The sequence below is a fragment of the Mesorhizobium sp. YC-39 genome (assembly GCF_025753795.1).
Classification (GTDB): domain Bacteria; phylum Pseudomonadota; class Alphaproteobacteria; order Rhizobiales; family Rhizobiaceae; genus Mesorhizobium.
Window position 1 is genome coordinate 1 of record NZ_JAOWPS010000029.1, and the last position, 1,530, is coordinate 1,530.

The 1,530-nt window shown below is 56.9% G+C and carries 1 protein-coding gene and 1 pseudogene; both read right to left on the reverse strand.

The genetic code is table 11. The annotated features are described in order from the left end of the window. Positions 1 to 257: pseudogene (locus tag OHD62_RS35500) on the reverse strand (DDE-type integrase/transposase/recombinase); the annotation flags it as partial. 233 nt (positions 258 to 490) lie between these two features. Continuing rightward, complete coding sequence (locus tag OHD62_RS35505) at positions 491 to 1,516, reverse strand: IS110 family transposase (protein WP_263792411.1); 1,026 nt, start codon at positions 1,514 to 1,516, stop codon at positions 491 to 493. Positions 1,517 to 1,530: the final 14 nt, after the last annotated feature.

Genomic DNA, 1,530 nt, shown 5'->3' on the forward strand with positions numbered 1-1,530 from the left:
GATCAGCTTCAGCCGGCCGCCGGGCGCGATCCTGCAAACGATTTGTGGTGCCGCAGGAAACGATCGCCTCGTGGTTGGTCTGGCTCCCTTCGATGACGACGCGATCCGGTCGGCCATAACGCTCCAGCGCCTTTCTGAAGAAGCGCTTCGCCGCCGGCAGGTCGCGCTGCTCGCTGAACCAAAACTCGACTGTGTCACCGACATTGTCGATGGGCACGACAGAGATACGTCCACTGGCCGCGAACCTTGATGTAGGTTCTTTAATTGATCGTCAGCGCTCGGTGAGTTTGTCGCTTATATCGGCCACCTGCAAGGTTCTTTTCGAAGTCATCCCATTTGGCGCTTCATCTCGGCATCCAAGGCGCCGGCTCCCCAAAGGTCTCATTCGCGATGCATTGGCTCGCATGTAAATCAATCGGGTTATCCGGTAGCCTGCCGCTCTGACCGATACGGCAACTCTCGCCAGCGCGCTCGCCGCGCGGCTTTCTGATCAGGCCTCCCTGGGTTCAAACTCCGTGCCATCTTTCCAAATGGCGTGCATGATCACGGCAAGCTTCCGCGCCAATGCCACAACAGCCTTCTTGTGGCTCGTGCGCTTCTTTATGGCCTTCGCCCAGTTCTTCAGATGCTGACCAGGCCCGGATTTCACCCGGCACAGCAAGCTGTTGGCCGCTTCATAAAGGACCGTACGCAACATCCGATCTCCTCGCCGGGATATCCGCCCGCCATAATCAATATCGCCCGATTGGTACCGCCTCGACGTCAGCCCAATATATGCTCCGACCGACCTTGATCTGGTAAAGCGATCCGGTGTGTCGATTGTGGCAACGTAAGTGACAGCGCTGACGGCGCCGATGCCCGGAATGGTCATCAAGCGCTGACAAGCATTGTCTGCACGGGCCTGACGCGCCATATCCTTTGTCAGAACCGCAGCCTGACGTAACGCCTCGGTCCGCAGGCGTAGAAGCGGCAAGATGATCCCTAACAAATCGGACTGATCTTCCAGCGCTTTTCGAACCCTGTGTTCATAGGTCTTCAAATGTTTGGGAAGACGGATGCCGAAGCTGGCCAGCAGCCCTCGGATCGTATTCTCCACATTCATTCGGGATTTGATCGCAACCTCGCGCGCTCGCAGCAAGGCTCTGCGTTCCTGGGCAACACGGCTTTTGACTTCGATGCGTTTGTAAAATCCCGTGCGAGCAAGTTCCGCCAGCATGGCGGCATCGTTCTCATCGGTTTTATTGTGCATCTGGCTCAGCACGGCATGTGCCTGACGTGCATCGATGCAGACCATCGGCAAGCCGCGCTTGCTGAGCTCGTTGTAAAGCCAGTTCGCCATCCGGCCGGTCTCCAGAACGACGCACCGGATATGCTGCAGTTCACAGATCAAGGCACGATATATGACGTCAGGGTCGGTCGGCTTCTTGAACGCTGCCTTAATGATCCCGCATTGCGTTCGAACGCAAATCGCAGTCTCATCCTTCGACACGTCCAGGCCAACAAAAAGCTGTTCCATTCTGCTCTCCTTTT

Coding starts and splice junctions, on each gene's coding strand:
- OHD62_RS35505 (WP_263792411.1), bottom strand. CDS start 1,516: ATGGAACAGCTTTTTGTTGGCCTGGACGTGTCGAAGGATGAGACTGCG.